The following is a 17,486-nucleotide window of genomic DNA, read 5'->3' on the forward strand; positions in this document are numbered from 1 at the left end:
GGTGACGGAGCGGCACGACGATGATCTCCCGGACGGCCTCAGCGCGGCGGAGCTGGGCATGTGGCAGTCCTTCCGGAACGGCACCACCTACGACCTCCGGTCGCGCGACCGGGCCCGCGACGATCCGTTCGCCCCGCACGAGTGGGGCCCCGAGCGCAGTGTGGCGGCCCGGGTGGTCGCCCGGCTGCTGCTGAGCGGCCCGCCGGCCCGGCCGGGCCGGGTGACGGCACTGAAGCTCTGGGGCGTACGGATCACGGGGAAGCTGGACCTGTCGGGCGGGCGCGTCGATCCGTACGTGGAGCTGACCGGCTGCCGTTTCGACGAGGAGGTGGCGTTCCCGGAGTGCCACTTCACGACCCTGCGGCTGGTGGGGTGCGCGGTGCCCCGGTTCGACGCGGCCCGGCTGCGCACCGAGGGCGATCTGCATCTGCCGCGCTGCCGGGTGGAGCGCGGCATCCGGCTCACGGACGCCCAGATCGGCACGGACCTGCTGGTCAACCAGATCGAGGTCGGCCCGGACCGGCAGGGGCGGGCGCTGCTCGGGGACGGGCTGACGGTCGCCCAGGACCTCCAGGCCGAGATGGCCGACATGCTGGGCGAGCTGAGTCTGCGCGGGGCGAAGGTGGGCGGTTCGCTGAGCCTGCGCGGCAGCCGGCTGCGGGCGGCCCGGGGCCGTCGCGCACTGAACGCCCCGCAGCTCAGCGTCGAGCGGACGTTGTACATGAGCGAGGCGTGGGTCAGCGTCGACACGGGGAACCAGGGCACCACTCCCCCGTACGGCATCGCCACCTCGCCGACCCCGGCGCACGGCACCCGCTCCCAGGTGTTCCGCTGCCGGGGCGGGGTACGGCTGGACGACGGCAGGTTCGGTGACGCGGTGGACCTGCACAAGGCGGTGTTCGTGCTGGACGCGTACGAGGAGCTGTCGCTGCGCCGGACGGTCACGCCGGAGCTGCGGTTCAACCCGGAGCGGCCGGTGCGCGGACGGGTGGTGCTCAACGGCGCGAAGGTCGTCACGCTGATCGACGTGTCGTCCAGCTGGCCGGGCCCGGGCGGGCTCGCGATGGGCGGCTTCGTCTACGAGAACCTCGTCCCGTACGGGCACTTCCCGCTCTCCCGGCGCCTGGAGTGGGTGGCGGCGGCGACCCCGGAGTACGTGCCGGAGCCGTACGAGCGGCTGGCGGCGGTGCTCCGCAACTGCGGCGAGGACGCGGACGCCCGCGAGGTGCTGCTCGCCAAGCAGCGCCGCCGCCGCGAGACCCTGCCGCCGGCCGGGAAGCTGTGGGGCTACCTCCAGGACTGGACGGTGGCGTACGGATACCGGCCGGGGCGGGCCGCGGTGTGGATGGCGGTGCTGTGGGCGGCGGGCACGCTGGCGTTCTCGCGCTACTCCCCGGCCTCGATCAAGGGCGCGGAGCATCCGCAGTGGAACGCGGCGCTGTACGCGCTGGATCTGCTCATCCCGGTGATCGATCTCGGCCAGCAGGGCTACTGGCGGCTGGAGGGCGGCTGGCAGTGGATGGCGGCCGGGCTGGTCCTGGTGGGGTGGATACTGGCCACCACGGTCGCGGCGGGCGCCTCCCGACTGCTGCGCCGCGGCTGACCGCCGGGCACCGGGACGGCGGCGCTCCCCGGTGACCGCGGGCCGGCGGGCACCGTCCCCGTCCGGGCGGACCACGGGCCTTCTGCCCCTCACCCACGAGAATCAGCCAGAATCCCCGGATTCCTTTACCGCTCCTTGACCGATGCCCGGGCAACCCATCCACTCGGCACAAATGCTTCACAGCGCTCCCCTTGGCGCCGCCTCCACCTGCGCTTTTCAATGGTCTGCACCATGCCTTTCCTCCGCGCTCTGCTCCGAACCGCGCGCGTGATCCGGCACACCCCGGCGCTCTCCACCGGGCTGCCCGCGGACCACGCCGTGCTGCTGGACGCCCCCGACGAACGGCTCTCCCCCGCGCTGGTGGCCGCCGCGGCCGGGGAGTACGAACCGGCCGCGAAGCTCCTGGCGACGACCCGGGACGCGGCCGAGTGGGAGAGCCGGGACCGCTATCTGAGACGGCTCGTCGCGTTCGCCCGCAACCGGGACGGCTGGCTCGCCGACTGGCTGGCCGTCGCGCCGCGCGATCCGGACGCGCTGCTCGTCAAGGCGCAGCTCGCGGTCGACCGGGCGTGGGAGTCCCCGGCGCGCGCGGAGCAGCTGCGCGAGGTGGGGCCGCTGATCACGGCGGCCGCGTCCGGCGACCCGCGCGACCCGGTGCCCTGGCGCGTCGCGCTGGACCACGCCCGGGGCACACAGGCCACGCACACGACGTTCGAGGCGCTGTGGAGCGAGGCCCTTCAGCGCTCCACGCACCACTACGGCTGCCATGTCGCCGCCCTCCAGTACCTCTCGGCCGCCTGGTACGGCTCGCACCGCGAGTGCTTCGACTTCGCCGAGCGGGCCGCCGAGGACTCGGTGCCCAGCTCCCTGGTGCAGGCGCTGCCGCTGCGGGCCGCGTTCGCGATGCTCACCGAGGGCCCCTGGGACAGCCGGTCGACCTCGGTGCAGGTGGAACGGATCGACGCGGCGGCGGACCTGGCGATCTCGCTGTCGGCCTCCTTCGCGCCAAGCGACCCGTGGCCGGCCGAGGTCCGCAATCTGCTCGCGTACGTCCTGGTGGTACGGGGCCGGTGGGCCGACGCGCTGGAGCAGTTCGGCCGGATCGGCCCGCACGCCTCCTCGTTCCCGTGGGCCTCGGTGTCCGGCGATCCGCTGGGCCGGTTCCTGGAGGCACGGGACGGAGCACGGCTCCGGGTGGCCTCCACGACCCCGCTGAGGCAAGGCTCCGGACGAGGGCGGGCACGGGGCCATTACGCTTGACCGCTGTGACCACCGCTCGCCTGCCCCTGTTCCCGCTGAACGCGGTGCTGTTCCCGGGCCTCGTGCTGCCCCTCAACGTCTTCGAGGAGCGATATCGCGCCATGATGCGGGAGCTCCTGACCACGGACGAGGACGAACCGCGCCGGTTCGCTGTGGTCGCCATCCGTGACGGCCGGGAGACCGCCGCCACGGGGCTCGGCATGCCGGAGTCGCTCCGCAAGCCCGTCGAACGCGGCCCGGGCGACGGCTTCGGACCCGACCCCCTCCAGTCGCTGCACCGGGTGGGCTGCGTCGCCGACGCCGCGACGATCCGGGAGCGGGCGGACGGCAGCTTCGAGGTCCTGGCCACCGGCACCACCCGGGTCCGGCTCCTGTCCGTGGACGCGAGCGGCCCCTTCCTCACGGCCGAGCTGGAGGAGCTGGAGGAGGACCCGGGCGACGAGGCGGGCACGCTCGCCGAGGGCGTCCTGCGGGCCTTCCGCGGCTACCAGAAGCGGCTGGCGGGCGCGAGCGAGCGCTCCCTCACCACGGGAGCGGACCTGCCGGACGACCCGTCGGTCGTCTCGTATCTGGTCGCCTCCACGGTGGTCCTTGACGTCCCCGCCAAGCAGCGGCTCCTCCAGGCTCCGGACACCGCGACCCGGCTCCGCGAGGAGCTGCGCATCCTGCGCGCGGAGACGGCGGTGATCCGGCACCTGCCGTCGCTCCCCGCGGTGGACCTGACCGTCGCCCCGACGCACCCGAACTGACGCCATGGCCAAGAAGCAGAAGAAGTCCCCGTCCGGCGGCACCCCCGCCACGGTCGCCCTGACGGCGGCGGGCACGGCGTTCACCGTGCACGCGTACGAGCACGACCCGGCGTCGCCCTCCTACGGCGAGGAGGCGGCCCAGGCCCTCGGCGTCTCCCCCGACCGCGTCTTCAAGACCCTGATCGCCGACGTGGACGGCCGCCTGACGGTCGCGGTCGTCCCGGTCGCCGGCAGCCTCGACCTGAAGGCCCTGGCCGCGGCGGCGGGCGGCAAACGCGCCACGATGGCGGACCCGGCCGCGGCGGAACGCACCACGGGCTACGTCCGGGGCGGCATCTCCCCCCTGGGCCAGCGCAAACGCCTCCCCACGGTCCTGGACGCCTCGTCCCGCGCCCACCCCACCATCTGCGTCTCGGCGGGCCGCCGCGGCCTGGAGGTGGAACTGTCCCCGGAGGACCTGGCGGCGCTGACGGACGCGGTGTTCGCGGACATCGGCCGAGGCTGAGTGGGGGGCGGAGCCCCCGATCACCCGACACCGCGGGGCGCGGCCCCCCGGCGGACCGGTTCCGTCCTCAAACGCCGGACGGGCTCACATGTAGCCCCGCCGGCGTTTGAGGCGCGGGGTCCGGGGCAGCGCCCCGGTTCGGGAAGGGGCGGGTAGGGGAAAGGCCCCGCGCAGCGGCCCCCTACGCCCCGTCGGGCGGCGCGGCGGCCCCGGACGACGGCGCCGAAGGCGCCCCGGGCCCCCACCCCCCGTAAGACGCCCACTCCCCCTCGAAATCCCGCGGCCCCCAAGCCGCGGTCAACACCAGATGCACCACCATCGCCGCCAGCCCCCAAGCCAGCAGCACCCCATGCGCGTGCATCTCCAGCGGCGCGTCGAACACGACCCCCTTGCCGACCTCCCGCGCATGCGCGACCACGTCGGACGTCGGCCCCAGCCGCGTCCCGAGCTGCCACGCCAGCAGCGACCCGAGCACGCTGCCGACCGCGAGACCCACCGTCAGCCAGATCCCGCCGCGTCGGTGGAACCAGAAGACGAGCGCCGCCGAGACCGCCCCGAACGCCAGCCCGAGCAGGGCGAACGTGCCGTCGGCCCCGATCGCCTCCTCGCCCTCGCTGTCGTTGAGGAAGACCGCGGTGCTGTCCGAGACGAGCGGCACCCGGGGTGCCAGCCAGAGCCACAGCAGCCCCATCAGAACACCGGCGACGGTCACCGCGGCGGCGACGATCCCCGCCCGCCGCAGATCCGCCCGCAACTCCTCCCGGTCCGCGCCCGACGCGGGCACCAGGTGGGAACCGTAGGCGACGGCGGGACCGCCCGGCTCACCCCCCGGGCCCGGCTTCCGCCAGTCGTGGTGGTCGTCGGACGAGGGCCGGTTCGGCGGCGTCAGAGGTGCGGTCACCGTGCCATCGTGCCAGGCGCCCGGGAACCGCGCCTCACCGGACCGCCGCCCTGCGGTACGCCCAGGTCGCGACGGCCAGCGAGACGACACCGACGACGGCGCAGACCGCGAGGTCGAGCGCGACGACCGCCCAGTCGGGGTGGGCCCCGAAGGACCGGGCCAGCGCCTCCACCCCGTACGTGGACGGCAGCAGATCCCGCGCCCAGCCCACCGGCTCCGGCAGGCGGTCCGCCGGCAGGACGCCCAGCAGGAGCGCGGCGGACATGCCCAGCTGTCCGAGCAGCGTGGCGAGCTCCTGCCGCGGCGCGAGGAGCCCCAGCGCGGCGCCCAGGCCCGAGAGCGCCGCGCCGGAGAGCGGCACGACGGCCACGAGCACCCACAGATGCGCCATCGGAAGCCCGAACAGCACGCTGCCGGTCACCGCCGTGACGACGGTCCCGGGCACGGTGAAGGAGGCGTACGCCCCCGCCGCACCGAGCACGACGGCGGCGGGCGGCACGGGCAGGGTGGCGTAGTGGTCGAGCCCGCCGCCCGCCCGGAGCTGCCCGAAGTACTGCGCGAGGAGGTTCAGCGCGACGAAGGCGACGACCAGGACGCTGGACCCGGCGACGACGGCCCGCGCCTCGGAGCCGCCGTCCACCACCCCGCGCATGAGGATCATGATCCCGACGGACTGGAAGGTGGCCACGAAGAGCAGCGGGATGCGGGCCACCCGGGCCCGGGAGAGCTGGGCGCGGTAGACGGCCGCGAGGGAGGGGAACAGCCGGGCCCGGGGGGCGAGCGTGGCGGCCGCCCCGGCCACCGCACCGATTCCGCTCATGCCTTCACCAGTCCCTTGGTCGCGCCGCCGCCGAGCGCGAGGTAGACGTCCTCCAGGCTCGGCGTCGCCAGGCTGAAGTCGTCCAGCGCCGCGAAGGCCGCGCCCCCGGTCACCGCGGCGACCGCCGCCCGCGCCTCGTCGGGTGCGAGCCGCAGCGCCCAGCGCCGCCCCGACTCCTGCGCACGCGCGCGCAGGGCCGCGACCTCGGGGATCTCCAGGGGGGCACGGTCGCGCCACACCAGCTCGACCCGGACTTCCCCGGCGACGCGCTCCTTGAGCCCGGCGGGGGTGTCGCAGGCGATGACCTTGCCGCGTTCGATGACGGCCACCCGGTCGAGGACGGTCTCCGCCTCGATGACGTTGTGGGTGACGAGCAGGACCGTCGCGCCGCGCTCGGCGCGCCGCCGGTCGACGGCGGCCCAGACGGCGCGCCGGGCGACCGGATCCATGCCGGTGGTGGGCTCGTCCAGGACGAGCACGGGGCGCTCCCCGACGAGCGCGGCGGCGAAGCAGGCGAGCCGCCGCTGGCCGCCGGAGAGCTTCTTCAGCGCCCGGCCCGCGATGTCGGTGAGGCCGAGCTCGTCCAGGACGGCGTCGCGCTCGGCCCGGGCCTCGCGCACCGGGAGTCCGCGCAGCCGCCCGGTGGTCTCGGCGGCGAGGGCGACGGTCAGCTCGTCCAGCGCGGTGGACTCCTGCCCGAGGTAGCCGATCAGCCGGGAGGCCCGCTCGGGGTGGCGCACGAGGTCGTGGCCGAGGACGTCGACGCTGCCGGAGTCGGGCCGCATCAGCCCGGTGAGCTGGCGTACGAGGGTGGACTTGCCGGCTCCGTTGGGCCCGAGCAGTCCGAAGATCTCACCGCGCCGGACGTCGAGGCTGATGCCGTCGGTGGCGCGCACTTCGGGGGTCGCGGGCGTGCCGCGGCGGCCCCGGACCGGGGGGTAGGTCTTCACCAGCTCGCGCACCGCGCACACGGTGCCGCTCGCCGTCGGCGCCTGGACTGTCCCCGTACTCACGAGGTACGAGGGTACGGGGTCCGGGGACCGGCAATACGCCCGGGGCCGCACCGATCGGACATCGATGCCACGGACGGCGGCCGGGTCGCGCGGCCCTCGCGGGCCAAGGGACTCAGTCCCCGGCGGGCGCGGATTTCCCGGCCTTCTCCGCGGCCCGCTCGGCCGCCGGGGCGTGGTCGGCGGCGGCCCGTACGTCGATCTCGCGCCAGAAGCCCGCCCGGATCGCGTACCGGTCGTGCTCGTCGATCTGGTCGTCCTTGTGGGCGAGGAGGCCGAAGCGGGCCGCGTACCGCAGGAGTTCGCCGTCGATGCGGTGCGGGATGCGCGGGTAGAGCGCGGAGAGCTTCTGGAGGTGGCCGGTCTCCGGGAGCCGTTCCATCCAGCGCCGGGCGAAGACCTGGCCCACCTCGAAGGGGTCCCCGCCCACCGTGGTGATGTCCTCCTCGCGGTCGGCCCAGCGCTGTTCGGCGCTGGTCAGCTGGGCGAGTGTCGGCAGGGACGCGGTCTCCGGGGGCTCGCCCAGCGGACCGCCGCGCTCCACCCAGCCCCGGTCCGACGACCAGCGCAGGGTCGCCGCGGGCTGCGGAGCGGGCTGGCGCTCGACCGGTCCGGCGGGCCCACGCAGGGTGCCGGCCAGGTCCTTCGGGGTGGGCACGCCCTTGGCACCGTGGCCGTGCCCGGGCTGGGCGGCGGGGGCCTCACCGGGCCGGGGTGCCGCCTCCTCGTCGTCGCCGGCCGTGTCGGCCCGGGCGGCGGCCCGGGACGCCCGCTCGGCGGAGGCGGCGAGGGCCGATTCGGGCAGCGGGGCGGAGAGGATCGCGGCGATCTCGGGGCGCGTGGCGGGCGGCGGGGCGCAGGGCCCGCCGGTCTCCTTGGCCCGGACGGCCTGGGTGATCCAGGCGCGGTCCAGGACGCGGCGCTCGTCGGCCTCGGCGACCAGGTCCTCGGACTGGTTGTAGTCGCCGTCGGCGGCCTGGACGGCCCAGAGGTGGACGGCGACGCCGTGCTCCTTGGCGGACATCAGGCCGGGGAGCAGGTCGCCGTCGCCGGTCACCAGGACCACGTCGGAGCAGGCGCGGTTGCGGGCGAGCTCGGTGAGCTCCGCGTGCATGGCCGCGTCCACGCCCTTCTGCGCCCAGCGCCCGTCACTTCGGGTGAGGGCGCCCAGCCGGACGGTGACCCGGGGCATCACGCGCAGCCTGCGGTGCTCGGGCTGCGGGACGCGGTCGGGGGCGCCGTCGAACCAGTAGATCCGCAGCAGCGGCTGTGCGGTGTCGGCCTCGGCGCGCTCGCGCAGCTGCTGGATGAGGGCCGCGTGGTCGACGGTGATGCGGGACCGGGCGGGCTCTCCTGCCAGCAGACTCGCGGCTGCGCCCAGCAGATAGCCGGCGTCCACCAGGACGACGCAACGGTCCACGCGTTCCACCCTCTTCCAGGCATTCGGGATCGGGTTTTCTCAGGGTTCCTTCGAGTCTGCCCGACCACGCCGGGGTTGACGGCCGGAACTCGATCATCGGCGTGGCGGATCACGAAAAGCGCGCATCATACCCCGTCACTACGCACGGTAATGATCCGACATGCGATGTTTATCCAATTATGTGAATCTGGCGGTGGTCCTGGCCCCGAGAGTCCTTATAGGAGGAACACCATGGCCAAGAACAAGAACCGCAAGCAGGGCAGCCAGCAGGATCGTGCTTCGCAGGCGGAGCGCGCCTCCGAGCAGGCACGCTCGACGGCCGCCGAGGCGCAGAGCTCGATGCAGTCCCAGGCCCAGGGCAGCCCTGCCGATGTTGCGCGCAAGCATCAGCGGCGCTTCGGCCACAACTGACCGGACTCCCGTAAGGCCGGCACACCGAGAGGGGCGACCCCGCGCAAGCGGAGCCGCCCCTCTCGTACGCGTACCGGTACTCAGCCCGCCAGGCAGGACGGCCCGAGCAGCACCTTCAGGTCACCGAAGAGCGCCGGGTCCGGCTTGACGCGGTGCCGGTCGAGCCGGAGCACCGTGGTCTTGCGGGGGCCCTGGAGCCGGATGCGCACCTCGGTGTCGCCCCGGTGGCTGTTCAGCACCTCACCGAGCCGGCTGACCATGGGCGGGGTGACCCGGACGGTCGGGATGGTCAGGACGACGGGCGCGTTGGTCCCCGCGTTGGAGATGTCGGGGACCTGCATCTCCATCGCGACCAGGCGCGGCACGTCCTCGCGCTTGTCGAGGCGCCCCTTGACGAAGACGACGGTGTCCTCGACCAGCTGGGTCGAGACCAGCTGGTAGGTGGCGGGGAAGAACATGCACTCGATGGAGCCTGCTAGGTCCTCGACCGTGGCGATGGCCCAGGCGTTGCCCTGCTTGGTCATCTTGCGCTGGAGGCCGGAGATGATGCCGCCCACGGTGACGATCGCGCCGTCGGCGTGCTCGCCGCCGGTGAGCTGCGAGATCGCCGCGTCCGACTTGTCGGACAGGACGTGCTCCAGGCCGAACAGCGGGTGGTCGGAGACGTAGAGCCCGAGCATCTCGCGCTCCTGGGCCAGCAGATAGGACTTCTCCCACTCGACGTCGGAGAACTCCACGTCGAGCCCGAAGCCCGGCTCGTCGCTGTCCTCCTCGCCGCCGCCGAAGAGGTCGAACTGGCCCTCGGCCTCCTTGCGCTTGACCTGCACCACGTTGTCGATCATGGATTCGTGGTGGGCGACGAGCCCCTTGCGGGTGTGGCCCATCTCGTCGAAGGCGCCGGCCTTGATGAGCGATTCCACGGTCCGCTTGTTGCAGACGACCGCCTCGACCTTGTCCAGGAAGTCGGGGAACGAGCTGTACTTCCCCTTCGCCTTGCGGCACCGGATGATCGAGTCCACGACGTTCTGGCCGACGTTGCGGACGGCCGTGAGGCCGAAGAGGATCACGTCGTCGCCCTGGGCCGCGAAGTTGGACTCCGACTCGTTGACGTTCGGCGGGAGCACCTTGATGCCCATGCGCCGGCACTCGTTGAGGTAGACCGCGGACTTGTCCTTGTCGTCCTTGACCGAGGTCAGCAGGGCGGCCATGTACTCGGCGGGGTAATTCGCCTTCAGGTACGCGGTCCAGTAGGTGACCAGCCCGTACGCGGAGGAGTGCGCCTTGTTGAACGCGTACCCGGCGAACGGGACCAGGACGTCCCAGAGCGCCTTGATCGCCGCGTCCGAGAAGCCCTTCTTCTTGGCACCGGCCTCGAAGAGGACGAAGTTCTTCGCCAGTTCCTCGGGCTTCTTCTTGCCCATCACGCGGCGCAGGATGTCGGCTTCGCCGAGCGAGTAGCCGGCGACGATCTGGGCGGCCTTCTGCACCTGCTCCTGGTACACGATCAGGCCGTAGGTGAGGCCCAGGACCTCCTTGAGAGGTTCCTCCAGCTCGGGGTGGATCGGGGTGATCTCCTGGCGGCCGTTCTTGCGCTCGGCGTAGTTCGTGTGCGAGTTCATGCCCATCGGGCCCGGCCGGTAGAGGGCCGAGACGGCGGAGATGTCCTCGAAGTTGTCGGGCTGCATCTGGCGCAGCAGCGAGCGCATCGGCCCGCCGTCGAACTGGAACACGCCGAGCGTGTCGCCGCGGCACAGCAGCTCGTACGTCTTGGGGTCGTCCAGCGGGAGGGCGAGCATCTCCAGGTCGATGCCCTTGTTGGACTTCACCATCTTGATGGCGTCGTCCATGATCGTCAGGTTGCGCAGCCCCAGGAAGTCCATCTTGAGGAGGCCGAGCGACTCGCACTGCGGGTAGTCCCACTGCGTGATGGTGACGCCGTCGGTGTGCCGCACCCAGACCGGGGCGTGGTCCACGATCGGCTCGCTGGACATGATGACGCCGGCGGCGTGCACGCCCATCTGCCGGACCAGGCCCTCGACGCCCTTGGCGGTGTCGATGACCTTCTTGACGTCCGGCTCGTTCTCGTACATGCCCCGGATCTCGCCCGCCTCGCTGTAGCGCGGGTGGCTGGGGTCGGTGATGCCGTTGAGGTCGATGCCCTTGCCGAGGACGTCGGCGGGCATGGCCTTGGTGAGCCGGTCGCCCATGGCGTACGGGTAGCCGAGGACGCGGGCGGAGTCCTTGATGGCGTTCTTGGCCTTGATCTTGCCGTAGGTGCCGATCATGGCGACCTTGTCGGCGCCGTACTTCTCCGTCACGTACCGGATGACCTCGACGCGCCTGCGCTCGTCGAAGTCGATGTCGACGTCGGGCATGGAGACGCGCTCGGGGTTGAGGAACCGCTCGAAGATCAGCCCGTGCTCGATCGGGTCGAGGTCGGTGATGCCCAGCGCGTACGAGACGATCGAGCCGGCCGCGGAGCCTCGGCCGGGGCCGACCGCGATGCCGTTGTTCTTGGCCCACATGATGAAGTCGGCGACGACCAGGAAGTACCCCGGGAACCCCATCTGGATGATGATGTCCATCTCGTACTCGACCTGCTTCTGCCGGTCCTCCGGGATGCCGTTCGGGAAACGGCGGTTCATCCCGGTCCGGACCTCCTCCTGGAACCAGGTGATCTCGGTGTAGCCCTCGGGGATGTCGAACTTCGGCATCAGGTCGCGCTTCTCGAACATCCCGGAGGTGTCGATCTGCTCGGCGACCAGGAGGGTGTTGGCGCACCCCTCCTGCCAGGCGTCGGAGGAGTCGACGCCGTACATCTCGTCCGTGGTCTTGAGGTAGTAGCCGGTGCCGTCGAAACGGAAGCGGTCCGGGTCGGAGAGGTTCTTGCCGGTCTGGATGCAGAGCAGGGCGTCGTGCGCGGTCGCCTCGGAGGCGTACGTGTAGTGCGAGTCGTTCGTCACGAGCGGCGGAATGGAGAGCTTCTTGCCGATCTCCAGGAGCCCGTCGCGGACCCGGCGCTCGATCTCGATGCCGTGGTCCATCAGCTCCAGGAAGTAGCGCCCCTCGCCGAAGATGTCCTTGTAGTCGGAGGCCGCCTTCAGCGCCTCGTCGAACTGGCCGAGCCGCAACCGCGTCTGGACCTCGCCGGAGGGGCAGCCGGTGGACGCGATCAGGCCCTCGGACCACTGGGCGATGGTCTCCTTGTCCATGCGCGGCCACTTCTGGAGCCAGCCCTCGGCGTAGGCGTCGGAGGACAGCTTGAAAAGGTTGTGCAGCCCGGTCTTGTTCGCCGCCCAGATCGTCTTGTGGGTGTAACCACCCGAACCGGAGACGTCGTCTCGCTTCTGGTGCGGCTGTCCCCACTGGATCTTCCGCTTGTGCTTGCGCGACTCGGGCGCGACGTACGCCTCGATGCCGATGATCGGCGTCACGTCCGCCTTCTTCGCAGAGTGGAAGAAGTCGTACGCCCCGTGCAGGTTGCCGTGGTCCGTCATGGCGATATGGGTCATGCCCATGTCGTTGCACGCCTTGAACATGTCCTTGAGCCGCGCGGCACCGTCCAGGAGCGAGTACTGGGTGTGGACGTGAAGGTGCGTGAAGGGCGGCTTGGTCACGGCGCTGTGCCTCCGGGGAAATGTGGATGACGGGACGGGTGACGTCTCGGGATGTCTGGGGGGACAGCGTGGAAGTCTACGTCTCCGAGCGACGCGGCGACGGGCACTCCGCGATACGGTCGCGCGTTGGAAGGGCGGGACCACCCGTCCCTTTTGTCATGCACGTCATCACCCAGGTCAGGCACCAGGAGGCAGTCACAGATGTCGGACACGCAGACCGGCGCGGAGCGGCGCGGGGAGCAGATTCTCGAGGTCTTCGACACCGCCTTCGGGGAGCTCCTGGCGGCGGATCCGGCCGCCTTCCGGGTCAAGTTCCGCAAGATGGCGGGCTCCGCCTTCGCGTTCTACCGGGGCACGGCCTGCCTGTTCTACAACGACCTGGAGCACGAGCGGCACGGCGGCCCGTATCTGGACGAGCGCACCGGCCGGGTCTGGATGCACGGCGACCTCCACGCGGAGAACTTCGGCACCTACATGGACGCCAACGGCCGCCTCGTCTTCAACGTGAACGACTTCGACGAGGCGTACGTGGGCCCCTTCACCTGGGACCTCAAGCGCTTCGCCGCCTCCGTCGCCCTGCTGGGGTACGCGAAAGCGCTGGGCGACGACCAGATCACCGAACTGGTACGGATCTACGCGGCGGCCTACCGCGAGCGCATCCGCGCCCTGGCCACGGGCGCCAAGAACGACGAGGTTCCCCCCTTCACGCTGGACACCGCCGAGGGGCCGCTGCTCGGCGCGCTGCGCACCGCCCGCTCGCTGACCCGGTTCTCGCTGCTGGACTCGATGACCGAGATCCGCGACTTCGAGCGCCGGTTCGCCGAGGGCGGCGGCGCGATCGACCTGGACGCGGCCACGCGGTACAAGGTGCTGGCCGCGTTCGACGGCTATCTGGAGACGCTGCCCGAGTCGAGCCTGACCCGGCCCGACTCGTACCGGGTCAAGGACGTCGTGGGGCGGCGCGGCATCGGCATCGGATCGGCGGGGCTGCCCTCGTACAACATCCTCCTGGAGGGCAACAGCGACGCCTTGGAGAACGACGTCGTGATCTACCTCAAGCAGGCCCAGACCCCGGCCGTCTCCCGGCACATCACGGACCCGGCCGTGCGCGGCTACTTCCACCACGAGGGCCACCGCACGGTGATCTCGCAGCGCGCCCTCCAGGCCCACGCCGACCCCTGGCTCGGCTGGACCGAGCTCGACGGGGCCGGCCAGCTCGTCGCCGAGGTGTCGCCGTACGCGGTGGACCTGGACTGGTCCGACATCGACGAGCCCGACGAGATCGCGGCGGTCGTCGCCGACCTCGGCCGGGCCACGGCCACGATGCACTCGGCGGCGGACGACGAGAGCGGCCACTCACTGGTGCCGTTCTCCACGGAGCGGGCGATCGACGCCGCCATCGCGGCCGACGAGGAGGGCTTCGGGGACCTGCTCGTGGACTTCGCCCACAGCTACGGCGCCCGGGCCCGCGCGGACCACCAGATCTTCGTGGACCTCTTCCGCAACGGCCGCATCCCGGGGCTTTAGGGGTCGCTTACAGGTTCGCATGCGACACTCCTGGGCGATGGACATATCCGGGACGCAGCTCAGAGCGGCACGCGCGGCGCTTTTCACAGCGCTGGTCGTGACGCTCTCCGCCGCGTCCCACGTCCTGCTCTCCCAGGTCGCACTGCCCCTGGTCCCCGTCGCCGTGCTGGCCGGGGCCGTCTTCGCGGCGGCCTACGCCCTGGCCGGCCGCCAGCGCGGCTTCGGGGCCATCGCCGGACTCCTCGTCCCCCTGGAGCTGGCCGCCGACACCTTCTTCACCACCGGCCAGCACCTCTGCTACGGCGCGGCGGGCGGCCCGATAGCGGGCCCCCTGCGCTCGGTGGGCGTCGACGTCCTGTGCGGCGGCGGCGACCTCGGCCCCGGCACCGCGCCCCTCGGCGACGTCGGCACCCCGCTCGCCTCGGTGACCGCGGGCGGCCAGGGCGCCGCCGCGCTGCTCGCCTCCCCCGGCCCGCTGGTCCCCTGGCTCCTGCTGGCCGCCCACGTCACGGTCGGGCTGCTCGCCGCCGCCTGGCTGCACCGCGGTGAGCTGGCGCTCGCCGGGCTGCTCCGGGCGGGCGCGCTGCTGGCACTCCGGCCGTTGCTGATCGCGGTGGCCGTGGTGCGCACGGCGGGCCGCCCACCGCGGACCGGGGCCCGCGCCACCGCGCCCGGGCCGCTGCTGCCGGGCCGCGCCCGCCTCCTCGTGCACTCCGTGGGACGGAGGGGTCCGCCGCTCGGGGCCTGTGCCCTCTGAATCGCGAGCCCCGCACCGTACGACCCACCCACACGGAGAACACCACCATGAGCAAGCGCAACAGCCAGGCCAACAAGTCCGCCGCCCGCGAGCGGCTGCGCGCGGAGCGCGAGCGCCAGGCGAAGAAGGACAAGGCCCGCCGGCAGGTGATCGTCGCCGGCTCGGCGGTCGGGGTCCTCGCCGTCGTCGCCGGGATCAGCTACGCGGTGATGGAGCTGAACAAGCCGTCCCACTGGGATTCCCTCAAGGACGAGAAGACGGTGGTCGCGCCCAAGAACACCTCGGGCAAGGACGGCACCACCGTCGTCATCGGCAAGGACAGCGCCAAGAAGACCCTGAAGCTGTACGAGGACTCCCGCTGCCCGATCTGCGCCTCGTTCGAGCAGACCGTCGGCCCGACCGTCACCAAGGACGTCGCGGACGGCAAGTACAAGATCCAGTACATAGGCGCGTCGTTCATCGACGGCGACAGCCTCGGCGGCGACAACCCATCCGTCGGAACGCGCGGCGAGGGCTCCAAGAACGCCCTGAGCGCGCTGGGCGCCGCCCTGAACGTGAGCACCGACGCGTTCCTGGAGTACAAGAGCGCGCTGTACTCGGCCGAGTTCCACCCGGAGGAGTCCGACGACAAGTTCAAGGACGACAGCTACCTCATCAAGGTGGCCGACTCCGTGAAGGAGCTCAAGGGCAACAAGGACTTCCAGAAGGCCGTCGAGGACGGCACGTACGACGCCTGGGCCCTGAAGATGTCCAAGAGCTTCGACGAGAACAAGGACGACGTGTCCGGCACGCCGACCCTCGTCATGGACGGCAAGAAGCTCACCGGCAACGACGGCAAGAACGCGCCGATGACGGTGGACGAGTACAACACGGCGATCGCCGCGGCCCTGAAGGGCTGATTCCCGGCTCCCACAGGAAGGGGGGGCGGACCCGTTCCGGGTCCGCCCCCCCTTCCGCATCAGCCCCGACGCACCCGCACGACCGTCGCAATCCAGCCACCGATGGGCGCGTCTCCGACCGATGACGACGCTGTTTCGAACGGCTTTCCGCACGGTCGGAATCCGGACACACCGGCCACCCGGGCTCACCGATACATGAAGTCCGTGTTCCAAACTTCGGTCCGAGGAGAAGATTTTCTCCCCGTTGCCCGGTATGCACCCTGAACCATTGGGCCGGATCGACTCTGCCCCGAAATGACATGCGCACGTAATCTCCGGCGTCAGGTGAGGAAACCCCTCCCCTTCCCACATCCGCGAGGAGCCCCCGTGCGCATTCCCGTCCGCATAGCACCGCGTTTGCGTCACCGCGCGATCGGCATCGCCGCCCTGGCCGGAACCCTGGCCCTGGCGCCCCTCACCGTTCCCTCCGGCGCCAACGCAGCGTCCGGCGGCGCCACGGCGGCCAGGTCCGCCGACGCCTGCGCGGACGCCCCGGCCTCCGCCGCGGCACGCCAGTCCCGGCCCAGCGGGCCCCAGCACACGGCCGATCCCGACGAACTCACCACCGCCCAGGCAGCGGCCATCGACAAGCAGATGAGACAGAAGCTCGCCGAACGCCGCCTCACCGGTCCCTCGCTCGCCGCCGGCGCGACCATCCCGGTCTACTTCCACGTCATCCACTCCGGCACCACGGGCAAGCTCACCTCGGGTGACATCAGCAGCCAGCTGAACGTGCTGAACGCCGCGTACAGCGGCCAGGGCACCGGCAACACCGCCACCGGCTTCCAGTTCTCCCTGGCCGGCACCGACTACACGGACAACGCCACCTGGTACAACCTCTCCTCCGGCTCGTCGGCCGAGAAGGCGATGAAGACGGCCCTGCGCAAGGGCGGCAAGAACGCGCTCAACATCTACACGGCCAACCTGGGCGGCGGGCTGCTCGGCTGGGCGACGTTCCCCAGCTCCTACAACTCCAGCCCGTCCATGGACGGCGTCGTCATCCTCGACGCCTCGCTGCCGGGCGGCCCCGCGACGCACTACGACGAGGGCGACACCGCGACGCACGAGGTCGGCCACTGGATGGGCCTGTACCACACGTTCCAGGGCGGCTGTAACGGGAACGGCGACTACGTGGCCGACACCCCGGCGGAGAAGAGCCCCGCGTACGAGTGCCCGACCGGCCGCGACACGTGCGCCAACAAGACCGGCGTCGACCCCATCCACAACTTCATGGACTACACGTACGACGCCTGCATGACCCAGTTCACCCCGGGCCAGGTGCAGCGGATGAGCGACAGCTGGGCCGCTTACCGCGGCTGACCGCCGCCCCTGCCGAGGGCTCCGCGCGACCCGCGCGGAGCCCTTCGCGCGTCACAGCGTGGCGAGGAACCCGATCGCGACCTTCCAGGCCAGCTCCGCCGCCTCGCGGTCGAAGTCCGGCAGCTCCGGGTCGGTGAACAGGTGGCCTGCCCCCGGATAGCGGTAGACCTCCACGTCCGCCCCGGTCCGCTGCATGTCCAGGTACCAGGAGTTCAGCCAGTCGGCCGTCTCGTACGGGTCGGGGTCGGCGACGTGCAGCTGTACGGGCAGCTCGTCCACCGAGGCGTTCTCGGCGATGTCCGACGTGCCGTGGAGGAGCAGCAGCCCGCGCGCCTTCTCGTCGCCGAGCGCCAGCGTCTGGGCGACCGAGGCGCCGAGCGAGAAGCCGGCGTAGACGAGGCCCTGGTCCGAGTAGGGCGCGGCGGCGAGCACGGCCCGCTTCAGCAGCTCCTCCTTGCCGGTCCGCTCCCGGAACGCCTCCGCTTCCTCCACCGAATCGAAGGTGTGCCCCTCGAACAGATCGGGCACGCGCACCTCGTGCCCTGCGGCGCGCAGCCGTTCGGCTGCGGCGTGCACGGCGGGGCGCAGACCGTACATCGAGTGGAAAAGCATGATGTTCATGACGCCCATGGTGCCAGTTGCGTTCGA

Annotated in this window: 15 protein-coding genes; 9 read left to right on the top strand and 6 right to left on the bottom strand. The window is 71.8% G+C overall.

Annotation, left to right across the window (positions count from 1 at the left end):
- The first annotated feature begins 1 nt into the window (after position 1).
- The 4 genes from AB0L33_RS25455 to ybaK all read left to right on the top strand — a co-directional run bounded on the left by AB0L33_RS25455 (position 2) and on the right by ybaK (position 4,117).
- Positions 2–1,603 (top strand): oxidoreductase, encoded by a 1,602-nt coding sequence (locus AB0L33_RS25455; RefSeq protein ID WP_365685106.1) that lies wholly within the window; start codon positions 2–4, stop codon positions 1,601–1,603.
- A 231-nt stretch (positions 1,604–1,834) separates the two neighbouring features.
- Positions 1,835–2,863, top strand: a complete 1,029-nt coding sequence (locus AB0L33_RS25460; protein ID WP_365685108.1) for a hypothetical protein — start codon at positions 1,835–1,837, stop codon at positions 2,861–2,863.
- A 5-nt stretch (positions 2,864–2,868) separates the two neighbouring features.
- Positions 2,869–3,612 carry an LON peptidase substrate-binding domain-containing protein gene (locus AB0L33_RS25465; protein ID WP_365685110.1) on the top strand — a complete coding sequence of 248 codons (744 nt, stop codon included), beginning with the start codon at positions 2,869–2,871 and terminating at the stop codon, positions 3,610–3,612.
- Positions 3,613–3,616: 4 nt separating this feature from the next.
- Entirely contained in the window at positions 3,617–4,117 is a 501-nt protein-coding gene (gene ybaK, locus AB0L33_RS25470) for a Cys-tRNA(Pro) deacylase (protein ID WP_365685111.1), read from the top strand.
- A gap of 181 nt (positions 4,118–4,298) precedes the next feature.
- Here ybaK and AB0L33_RS25475 read toward each other — a convergent pair whose 3' ends face one another.
- The 4 genes from AB0L33_RS25475 to AB0L33_RS25490 all read right to left on the bottom strand — a co-directional run bounded on the left by AB0L33_RS25475 (position 4,299) and on the right by AB0L33_RS25490 (position 8,277).
- Positions 4,299–5,018 (bottom strand): ABC transporter permease, encoded by a 720-nt coding sequence (locus AB0L33_RS25475; RefSeq protein ID WP_365685112.1) that lies wholly within the window; start codon positions 5,016–5,018, stop codon positions 4,299–4,301.
- A gap of 34 nt (positions 5,019–5,052) precedes the next feature.
- Positions 5,053–5,838 carry an ABC transporter permease gene (locus AB0L33_RS25480; protein WP_365685114.1) on the bottom strand — a complete coding sequence of 262 codons (786 nt, stop codon included), beginning with the start codon at positions 5,836–5,838 and terminating at the stop codon, positions 5,053–5,055.
- On the bottom strand, positions 5,835–6,809 hold the full coding sequence (locus AB0L33_RS25485; RefSeq protein ID WP_365685300.1) for an ABC transporter ATP-binding protein: 975 nt from the start codon (positions 6,807–6,809) through the stop codon (positions 5,835–5,837). Before AB0L33_RS25485 ends, AB0L33_RS25480 begins: the two co-directional genes overlap by 4 nt.
- A gap of 154 nt (positions 6,810–6,963) precedes the next feature.
- Positions 6,964–8,277: an NYN domain-containing protein gene (locus AB0L33_RS25490; protein WP_365685116.1), complete on the bottom strand. Its 1,314-nt coding sequence runs from the start codon at positions 8,275–8,277 to the stop codon at positions 6,964–6,966.
- A gap of 222 nt (positions 8,278–8,499) precedes the next feature.
- On the opposite strand from AB0L33_RS25490, the gene AB0L33_RS25495 reads away from it, so the two are divergent.
- The gene (locus AB0L33_RS25495; RefSeq protein WP_365685118.1) at positions 8,500–8,679 is read left to right on the top strand and encodes a hypothetical protein; all 180 of its coding nucleotides are present in this window, start codon (positions 8,500–8,502) and stop codon (positions 8,677–8,679) included.
- A gap of 80 nt (positions 8,680–8,759) precedes the next feature.
- Here the strand turns inward: AB0L33_RS25495 and dnaE are convergent, their stop codons facing one another.
- A complete protein-coding gene (gene dnaE / locus AB0L33_RS25500) occupies positions 8,760–12,296 on the bottom strand; it encodes a DNA polymerase III subunit alpha (RefSeq protein ID WP_365685120.1) in 3,537 nt (1,178 codons plus the stop codon).
- Between the two features lie 201 nt (positions 12,297–12,497).
- Between dnaE and AB0L33_RS25505 the strand changes: the two genes are divergently transcribed.
- From AB0L33_RS25505 to AB0L33_RS25520, 4 genes are all read left to right on the top strand, one after another.
- Positions 12,498–13,823, top strand: a complete 1,326-nt coding sequence (locus AB0L33_RS25505; RefSeq protein ID WP_365685122.1) for a DUF2252 domain-containing protein — start codon at positions 12,498–12,500, stop codon at positions 13,821–13,823.
- A gap of 37 nt (positions 13,824–13,860) precedes the next feature.
- Positions 13,861–14,580: a hypothetical protein gene (locus AB0L33_RS25510; RefSeq protein WP_365685124.1), complete on the top strand. Its 720-nt coding sequence runs from the start codon at positions 13,861–13,863 to the stop codon at positions 14,578–14,580.
- A gap of 47 nt (positions 14,581–14,627) precedes the next feature.
- Positions 14,628–15,479 carry a thioredoxin domain-containing protein gene (locus AB0L33_RS25515; RefSeq protein WP_365685125.1) on the top strand — a complete coding sequence of 284 codons (852 nt, stop codon included), beginning with the start codon at positions 14,628–14,630 and terminating at the stop codon, positions 15,477–15,479.
- A gap of 366 nt (positions 15,480–15,845) precedes the next feature.
- A complete protein-coding gene (locus AB0L33_RS25520) occupies positions 15,846–16,838 on the top strand; it encodes a zinc metalloprotease (RefSeq protein ID WP_365685127.1) in 993 nt (330 codons plus the stop codon).
- Positions 16,839–16,889: 51 nt separating this feature from the next.
- Here AB0L33_RS25520 and AB0L33_RS25525 read toward each other — a convergent pair whose 3' ends face one another.
- Positions 16,890–17,468 carry a dienelactone hydrolase family protein gene (locus tag AB0L33_RS25525; protein WP_365685129.1) on the bottom strand — a complete coding sequence of 193 codons (579 nt, stop codon included), beginning with the start codon at positions 17,466–17,468 and terminating at the stop codon, positions 16,890–16,892.
- Between the last annotated feature and the right edge of the window lie 18 nt (positions 17,469–17,486).

Source organism: Streptomyces sp. NPDC052299 (assembly GCF_040679335.1).
In the GTDB taxonomy this organism is placed as follows: Bacteria; Actinomycetota; Actinomycetes; order Streptomycetales; family Streptomycetaceae; genus Streptomyces.

Bases quoted from the DNA above. Each gene is read 5' to 3' on its own strand.
- AB0L33_RS25480 (WP_365685114.1), bottom strand. From the start codon at position 5,838: ATGAGCGGAATCGGTGCGGTGGCCGGGGCGGCCGCCACGCTCGCCCCC.
- AB0L33_RS25460 (WP_365685108.1), top strand. From the start codon at position 1,835: ATGCCTTTCCTCCGCGCTCTGCTCCGAACCGCGCGCGTGATCCGGCAC.
- AB0L33_RS25515 (WP_365685125.1), top strand. From the start codon at position 14,628: ATGAGCAAGCGCAACAGCCAGGCCAACAAGTCCGCCGCCCGCGAGCGG.
- AB0L33_RS25495 (WP_365685118.1), top strand. From the start codon at position 8,500: ATGGCCAAGAACAAGAACCGCAAGCAGGGCAGCCAGCAGGATCGTGCT.
- AB0L33_RS25505 (WP_365685122.1), top strand. From the start codon at position 12,498: ATGTCGGACACGCAGACCGGCGCGGAGCGGCGCGGGGAGCAGATTCTC.
- AB0L33_RS25525 (WP_365685129.1), bottom strand. From the start codon at position 17,468: ATGGGCGTCATGAACATCATGCTTTTCCACTCGATGTACGGTCTGCGC.
- AB0L33_RS25510 (WP_365685124.1), top strand. From the start codon at position 13,861: ATGGACATATCCGGGACGCAGCTCAGAGCGGCACGCGCGGCGCTTTTC.
- ybaK (WP_365685111.1), top strand. From the start codon at position 3,617: ATGGCCAAGAAGCAGAAGAAGTCCCCGTCCGGCGGCACCCCCGCCACG.